This window comes from Candidatus Aminicenantes bacterium (assembly GCA_026393795.1).
Lineage (GTDB): Bacteria > Acidobacteriota > Aminicenantia > UBA2199 > UBA2199 > UBA2199.
On the sequence record JAPKZL010000053.1, the window covers coordinates 1 to 7,673 of the forward strand.

Below are 7,673 nucleotides of genomic sequence, written 5' to 3' on the forward strand. Positions count from 1 at the left end.
ATGTGATAAATCGGTACTGATTTCATTTTATTTCAGTTTTTTCTCCGGATTTCCATATGTAACACCTACTAGATATAAAGAGAAAATCATTAATCTGGAAACGTACCTTGTCTTCTTTACTCATTGGACATAATAATTAAACCATATATTAAATGCCCCATGCATCTCCGTATTTATTTATAAAATATAATTCATTATTCTATATAGATAAAATAAATTCAACCATTCATAGGGTAAGAAAATTGCTAAAATGAGCCGATCTGAGAATTGCCTAATTTTTCTTGACAATTACCTATTTTTTAATATAATAAATTTTAAAAAAATCATGACAAACAACATACAAACCATCATTCTACTGACGATTTTTGTGCCCATCATCGGCTCCCTGACCATCCCCCTGGCCGGCTTGATCTCCAAAAAGGCCCGATCGTTCTGGTCGGTGCTGATCGCCCTGGCCACCACCTCCTGCTCCATGCTGCTGATCCCGTTCGCCCTGAAGGGCGGCGAGCTCGCCTTCCGCAAAACCATGGCCCTCGGCCTCGACTTCGTCCTGGTCGCCGACGGGCTGTCGGTTTTCATGGCCGTCGCCTCCTCCTTCATCGGCGCGCTGATCGTCGTCTACTCGTTGGGGTATATCGGCCACGAGGAAAACCAGAACGAGTATTACCTGATCGTCCTGCTTTTCATCGGCGCCATGATGGGCCTGGTGTTTTCGGCCAACCTGATCTTCATGTACCTGTTCTGGGAGATCGCCGCCATCGCCTGCTGGCGCTTGATCGGGTTCTACCGGGGCAAGGAGCACGTGCTCAAGGCGGACAAGGCCTTCCTGGTGACGTTCTTCGGCGCCGTGTTCATGCTGCTGGGCTTCATCATGATCTACAACCAGACCGGCACCTTCGACATCACCGCCATGCGCGGCGTCCTCATCCCGGGCACGGCCGTAATGCTGATCCTGCTTGGCATGTTCTCCAAGTCGGCCACCGTGCCGCTGCACACCTGGCTCCCGGACGCCGGCGTGGCGCCGACCACCGTCACCGCCCTGCTGCACGCGGCGGTGCTGGTCAAGATCGGCGTCTACGCCTACGCGCGCCTGTTCTGCTACACCTTCAAGCTCCCCTGGGGCTGGCAGCAGGCCATCCCGATTATCGTCGTCTTCTCCAGCCTGGTGGCCGCCGCGGCCGCCGCCGTGGAGAACGACCTCAAGCGCATCCTGGCCTACTCCACCGTCAGCCAGATCGGCTACATCTTCCTGGGCTTCTCCGTGCTGAACCCGGTGGGCATCGCCGGCGCGCTGCTGTTCATCCTGATGCACGGCCTGGCCAAGGCCGGCCTCTTCCTTTGCGCCGGCATCGTCATCCACGCCACCCACCAGCGCGACATCCGCCAGATGGGCGGCTTGTTCAAGACCATGCCCTGGACGGCCATGGCCTTCATCTTCTGCGCCTTCTCGGTCATCGGCATCCCGCCCTTCGGCGGCTTCTTCTCCAAGTTCATGGTCATCGCCGGCACCGTGCAGTCGGGCCGCATCTGGGTAGCCGCTGCGGCGCTTTTCGCCGCCGTGCTGACCATGTTCTACCTTTTCAAGGTGTTCAGCCTGGTCTTCCTGGGCGAAGCGAAGGGTGAGCACAAGGAGGGGACACGCTCCATGGTCTTCGTGGTCGTGCTGCTGGCCGTCCTCTCGCTTTTGGCCGGATTTTTAGTCGCTTACCCCATGAAGCTCGTCAACGTGGCCACGAACGAAATCATCAGGTGGATACAATGAACCCGCAAAACCTTTTAATACCCGTCTTGCTGCCTTTACTGCTGGCCCTCTTCTCGTTCCTGCTGCCGCAGCGCGTCAAGTGGCTGCGCGAAGCGGTCTCGCTCCTGGGCGCGGCCCTGTTCGCCTACGTCACTTTCGCCTTTTTCGGCCAGAAGGAGCTCTTTTTCACCCTGCCCTGGCTGGGCCACGGCATCGATTTCGAATTGCGCCTCTACCAGTTCAGCTCCTTCATCCTGCTGGCGCTGGGCGGGGTCGTGCTGCTGATCACCCTGTACTCAACCGTCAAGATGGCCGGGCATCCGCGTCGCCGCGAATACTACGGCTACCTGTTCCTGACCGCCGCCCTGGCCAGCGGCGCCATTCTGGCCAACAACTTCGTGCCGCTGGTCTTTTTCTGGGAAGGGCTGCTGATCACCCTGTACGCCCTGATCAACCTCGGCGGCGGACCGAACGCCCACCGCACCGCCGTCAAAAGCTTCATTATCGGCGGCTTCTGCGATTTCGCCATGATCCTGGGCATCGCCATCCTCTGGTGGCAGACCGGCACGCTGCGCATGTCGGAGCTGGCGGTCGTGCCGCAGGGACTGACCGCGGTCAGCTTCTACCTGATGCTCATCGGCGCCATGGGCAAGGCCGGCGCCATGCCCTTCCACACCTGGATCCCCGATGCCGCCATCGACGCCCCGGTCTCGGTCATGGCCTTCATCCCTGGCGCCCTGGAAAAGCTGCTGGGCATCTACCTGCTGGTGCGCATCGCCCTGGATTTCTTCACCCTGGAAATCAACAGTCCCTTCTGCATCACCATGATGGTCATCGGCGCGGCCACCATCGTGCTGGCCGTGTTCATGGCCCTGATCCAGAAGGACCTGAAAAGGCTCCTCTCCTACCACGCCGTCTCGCAGGTCGGCTACATGATCCTGGGCATCGGCACGGCCATGCCCATCGGCATCATCGGCGGCGTGTACCACATGATCAACAACGTCATCTATAAAAGCGGCCTCTTCATGGCCGCCGGTTCGGTCGAACACCAGACCGGGACCACCGAGCTGAAAAAGCTCGGCGGCCTGTACAAGGTCATGCCGCTGACGGCACTGGGCTTTGTCGTCTGCGCCGCGGCCATCTCCGGCATCTGGCCGCTCAACGGCTTCGTTTCCAAGGAAATGATCTTCCACGGTTCCTATGAAACCGGCTACACCATTTTCACCATCGCCGCCTGGCTCGGCGCCATCTTCACCTTCGCCTCGTTTTTGAAGGCCGGCCACGCGGTCTTTTTCGGGCCGCGCAACCCCGAGCTGCCCCAGGTCAAGGAGAACAAGAGCCCGCTTTACCTGCCGATCCTGGTCATGGCCGCCCTATGCGTCATCTTCGGCGTGTTCAACTGGGTGCCGCTCAAGTTCTTCCTTGAGCCCATCATGAACGGCCACCTGGCAACGGGCGAGACGCTGCACCTCAGCGGCCACGCCCTGGCCCTGTTCAACCCCATCGCCATGATCTCCATGGGCTGCCTGCTGGCCGCCCTGGGCTTGCACCTATACGGCTTCAAGAAAGGCGGCAACAAGGCCTACATGGTTTCCGAGCCGATCCACCACCTGCCGGTGCTGCGCACCATCTACGACTGGGCCGAGGCCCGCGTCTTCGACCTCTACGAGCAGGGGATCAAGTTCCTGCAAGCCCTGTCGCGTTTCCTTTTCAAGTTCGTGGACCGGCCCATCGACTTTTTCTATGAGAAAATCGTGGTCGCGGTCGGCAATGCCTGCACCGGCGCGCTGAAGCTCGCCCACAACGGATTCTACGCCAACTACCTGGCCTGGACCATCGGCGGACTGGTGCTCATCGTCTGGGCCATCAGCGCCCTCATTCGCTAAGGGAGGAGCCATGATCTTTCTATTCATCATCATACCGCTGCTGCTGGCCAGCCTGTTGCCGCTGCTGGGCAAAATCTCCAAGCGCTTCCTGCCCGACCTGCTGGCCAGCGCCACCATGCTCTTCCTGCTGGTCTTTTCGGTCATCTATGCCAAGCCGCTGATTGCCAACGGCGGCATCATCCAGCAGGCGTTCTGGTTCAACTATCCGCTCAACATCCGCCTGCTGCTGGACGGCTTCAGCCTGTTCATGCTCTTCACCATCTCGCTGGTCAGCTTCGCCGTCACCCTGTACTCGATCAACTACATGGAGCATTACGGGGCCAAGGCCAACTATTACGCCCTGCTGCTGCTGATGATCGCCGGCATGAACGGCCTGGTGCTCTCCAGCGACCTGTTCAACATTTACATGTTCCTGGAAGTCGCCGCCGTGGCCTCCTACGCCCTGGTCGCTTTCGGACTGGGGCACGACGAGCTCGAGGCCTCGTTCAAGTACCTGATGCTGTCCGCCGTCGCTTCGGCCTTCATCCTGCTCTCCATCGCCATCCTTTTCGGCCTGACCGGCGGGTTAAGCTTCAGCGCGGTAGCGGCCGGGCTGAAGACGCTGGACACCAAGTACGCGGTCGGCTTCTGCAGCGCGCTGTTTTTGATGGGCTTCGGCCTGAAGGCGGCCATCGTCCCCTTCCATTCCTGGCTGCCCGACGCCCACCCCTCGGCGCCGGCGCCGATCTCGGCCATGCTCTCGGGCGTGCTGATTAAGGTTTCCGGCGTTTACGCCATGATGCGCATCTTCCTGAACGTCTTCGGGCTGACGCCGGCGTTGACCACGGTGTTGAGCGTGCTGGGCATCGCTTCCATCTTCGTCGGCGCCCTGGCCGCCCTGGGCCAGAACGACATCAAGCGCATGCTGGCCTACTCGTCGATCAGCCAGATCGGCTACGTGGTGCTGGGTTTCGCCATCGGCACGCCGCTCGGCGTTCTGGGCGGCCTGTTCCACCTGTTCAATCACGCCCTGTTCAAGTCGCTGCTCTTTTTGAACGCCGGAGCCGTCGAGCAGTCGACCGGGACCCGCTCGCTGGACAAGATGGGCGGCCTGGCCAAGCGCATGCCGCTGACCGCGGCCACCTCGGCCATCGGCTCGCTGTCCATCGCCGGCGTGCCGCCGCTGAACGGTTTTTGGAGCAAGCTGCTGATCATCATCGCCCTGGTCCAGGCCAAGATGTTCGTGCTGGCCGTCCTGGCCGTCCTGGGCAGCGTGGTCACGTTGTGGTACTACCTGGTATTGCAGCGCAACGCTTTTTTCGGCAAGCTGAACGAAACCTGGAAAGCGGTCAAGGAAGCCCCGTTCTGGATGTCGACCGCGACGGTGCTGCTGGCGCTGCTGTGCATCGTCATCGGTTTGGCCTTTCCCCTGATCATCAAATCGTGGCTGCAGCCGGCAGCCGATGCGTTGAGCGGCGGGGTCAGCGTGTCCCTTAACTTTCTCAGATTTTAGGAGAATCGCATGCATCTTTCGCTCTTGATTGGCTTGGTCATATTTTCCATCATGGCCGTCCTGCTGCAGGACCTGCTCAAGGCAGCCATCAGCCTGGCGACAGCCAGCATTTTCCTGGCCGTCGTCTTCTTCAGGATGAATGCCGCCTACGCCGGCGTTTTCGAACTCTCGGTGGTCGCCGGGCTGATCACCGTTTTGTTCATCACCGCCATCGCCCTGACCCGCAGCGACGAAAAGGTGCGCGAAGGCAAGTTCCACCGGCTGGTCTTCCCGCTGTTCTTCCTGGCGTTGATTGTCATCGACGTTCTGGTCATGAAAAGCCTGCTGGGCCGCATCCCGGCCATCACCAGCCCCGAAGCGGGGACCTTCGGTGAAATCCTTTGGAAGGAACGCAGTTTCGACCTCATCGGCCAGATCGGGGTGATCTTTGCCGGAGTGCTGGCCGTGCTGGCGCTGTTCCGTTCGAGGAGCAAATCGTCGCAAGGGGATAAAGCATGAATAACTTCTGGATACTGAACATGGGCGCGGCGGCGCTATTGATCGGCATCGGCATCTACTGCCTGCTGACCATGAAAAACATGGTCAAGCTGCTGGTCGGCGTCGAGGTCATCGCCAAGGGCGTCACCTTGGCGCTGATTGCCACCGGCTGGACCAAGAACAACCTGCTGCTCGCCCAGAGTCTGGTCATCTCGGTGATCGTCGTTGACGTCGCCGTCATCGCCACGGCGCTGGCCATCATCATCAGCATCAACCGCCATACCCAGAGTCTGGATGTCAGGAAACTGACCAAACTAAAGGGATAAACCATGAGCAAACATGTAATGGAAATGCTGCTGGCGCCGCCGCTGGCCTTCCTGTTCTTCCTGGCCGTTTTTTATCTGTTTTATTTCCTGGCCGGGCGACTGGCCCCCAAGATGAATGCCGTCGGCGGCAAGCTGAAAACATACCACTGCGGCGAGGACATCCCGGGCGGCAAGATCCAGTTCGGCTACAAGCTCTTCTTCTTCATCGCCCTGTTCTTCACCATGATGCACGTGGCGGCGCTGGTCGTGGCCACGCTGCCGTCGGGGCCGATCGCCTACCTGGGCCTGTTCTACCTGGGCATGATCTTCCTGGCCGTCCTGGCTTTGATCACAAGGAACCAACATGATTGAAAGACTAGTCCACTGGTCACGGGTCAAATCCCCATGGGTCCTCCATCTCAATACCGGCGCCTGCAACGCCTGCGACATCGAAATCCTGGCCGCGCTGATGCCGCGTTTCGACCTGGAACGCTTCGGCATTCTGCTCAAGGGAACGCCGCGCCACGCCGACGTCCTCATCTGCACCGGCCCCATCACCCGCCAGAACCGCGACCGGGTCGTGCGCATTTACGAGCAGGTTCCCGACCCCAAGTTCGTCGTAGCCGTCGGCGCCTGCGCCATGTCGGGCTGCGTCTATCGCGGCGCCTACAACTCCATGGGCGGCATCGACCAGGTCTTGCCGGTCAACGCCTACATCCCGGGCTGCCCGATCCGTCCCGATGCCCTGATTGACGGAGTCGTCAAACTCCTCAATTCGCTGAAATGAGGTCAGACATGAATGCCGAAGCCATCGTAGAAAAAATAAACAGTGACATCAAGGACAAGGTCCAGGACGTCGCCATCGTCGCCCCCCGGCGCATCAACGTCAGGGTCGAGCGCGACAAGCTGCTGGCGGTGCTCCGCTACCTGAAGGAGCAGTTCGGCTTCACCCACCTGGCCACCATCAGCGGCGTCGACCTGGGCGAATCCTTCGAAGTGATCTACCACCTGGCCAGCAACCTGGCCACGGTCAACGTCAGGATCCTGGCCCCGCGCAGCGCCCCGACCATCCCCTCCGTATGCTCGGTCATCCCCGGCGCGATCCTGTACGAGCGCGAGTTGCAGGACATGTTCGGCCTGGTGGTCCAGAACATCCCCGATCCGCGGCCGCTGCTGCTGGCCGACGATTGGCCCGCCGGCGAGTACCCGCTGCGCAAGGACTGGCATTTCGAACGGCCGGCCGAAAAAATCCCCGGAGGTAAATAATGGAATTCAAGGTCTCCTTAGGTCCGCAGCACCCCGCCCTGCACGAACCGATCAGCCTGCGCATGACCCTGGACGGCGAGATCATCCGCGACGCCGACCTGAAACTGGGCTACAACCACCGCGGCATTGAAAAGCTGGCCGAGAGCAGGACCTTTATCCAGAACCTGTACCTGACCGAGCGTATCTGCGGCATTTGTTCCTTTTCCCATCAGACCTGTTTCACCCAGGGGGTGGAAACACTGATGGAACTGGTGCCGGCCAGACGCGGCCTCTATCTCCGCACCCTGGTCTGCGACCTGGAACGGGTGCACAGCCATTTGCTCTGGCTGGGAGTGGCCGGCCAGGAAGCCGGTTTCGAATCGTTCTTCATGTACACCTGGCGCGACCGCGAGGTGGTCATGGACATCCTGGATACCATTTCCGGCAACCGCGTCCATTATTCGATGAACACGTTCGGCGGCGTGCGCCGCGACATCGATGAGATCCAGAGGAACCACATCCTTGAT

9 protein-coding genes are annotated in these 7,673 nt (G+C 59.8%); all 9 read left to right on the forward strand.

The window, feature by feature from the left end:
* The first annotated feature begins 325 nt into the window (after positions 1 to 325).
* Positions 326 to 1,762, forward strand: coding sequence for an NADH-quinone oxidoreductase subunit L (locus NTW95_02470; GenBank protein ID MCX6556284.1), 1,437 nt, complete (start codon positions 326 to 328; stop codon positions 1,760 to 1,762).
* On the forward strand, positions 1,759 to 3,627 hold the full coding sequence (locus NTW95_02475; GenBank protein MCX6556285.1) for a proton-conducting transporter membrane subunit: 1,869 nt from the start codon (positions 1,759 to 1,761) through the stop codon (positions 3,625 to 3,627). Before NTW95_02470 ends, NTW95_02475 begins: the two co-directional genes overlap by 4 nt.
* 10 nt (positions 3,628 to 3,637) lie before the next feature.
* Complete coding sequence (locus tag NTW95_02480) at positions 3,638 to 5,119, forward strand: NADH-quinone oxidoreductase subunit M (GenBank protein MCX6556286.1); 1,482 nt, start codon at positions 3,638 to 3,640, stop codon at positions 5,117 to 5,119.
* Positions 5,120 to 5,128: 9 nt separating this feature from the next.
* The gene (locus NTW95_02485; GenBank protein MCX6556287.1) at positions 5,129 to 5,617 is read left to right on the forward strand and encodes a hypothetical protein; all 489 of its coding nucleotides are present in this window, start codon (positions 5,129 to 5,131) and stop codon (positions 5,615 to 5,617) included.
* Positions 5,614 to 5,922, forward strand: coding sequence for an NADH-quinone oxidoreductase subunit K (locus NTW95_02490; protein MCX6556288.1), 309 nt, complete (start codon positions 5,614 to 5,616; stop codon positions 5,920 to 5,922). Before NTW95_02485 ends, NTW95_02490 begins: the two co-directional genes overlap by 4 nt.
* A 3-nt stretch (positions 5,923 to 5,925) precedes the next feature.
* On the forward strand, positions 5,926 to 6,273 hold the full coding sequence (locus tag NTW95_02495; protein ID MCX6556289.1) for a hypothetical protein: 348 nt from the start codon (positions 5,926 to 5,928) through the stop codon (positions 6,271 to 6,273).
* Positions 6,266 to 6,688: an NADH-quinone oxidoreductase subunit NuoB gene (nuoB, locus tag NTW95_02500; protein MCX6556290.1), complete on the forward strand. Its 423-nt coding sequence runs from the start codon at positions 6,266 to 6,268 to the stop codon at positions 6,686 to 6,688. The genes NTW95_02495 and nuoB overlap by 8 nt, the downstream gene beginning before the upstream one ends.
* Before the next feature lie 8 nt (positions 6,689 to 6,696).
* Positions 6,697 to 7,167, forward strand: a complete 471-nt coding sequence (locus tag NTW95_02505; protein ID MCX6556291.1) for an NADH-quinone oxidoreductase subunit C — start codon at positions 6,697 to 6,699, stop codon at positions 7,165 to 7,167.
* Positions 7,167 to 7,673: nickel-dependent hydrogenase large subunit (locus tag NTW95_02510; GenBank protein ID MCX6556292.1), on the forward strand; the 507-nt coding region annotated here is incomplete at its 3' end. The genes NTW95_02505 and NTW95_02510, both read left to right, overlap by 1 nt.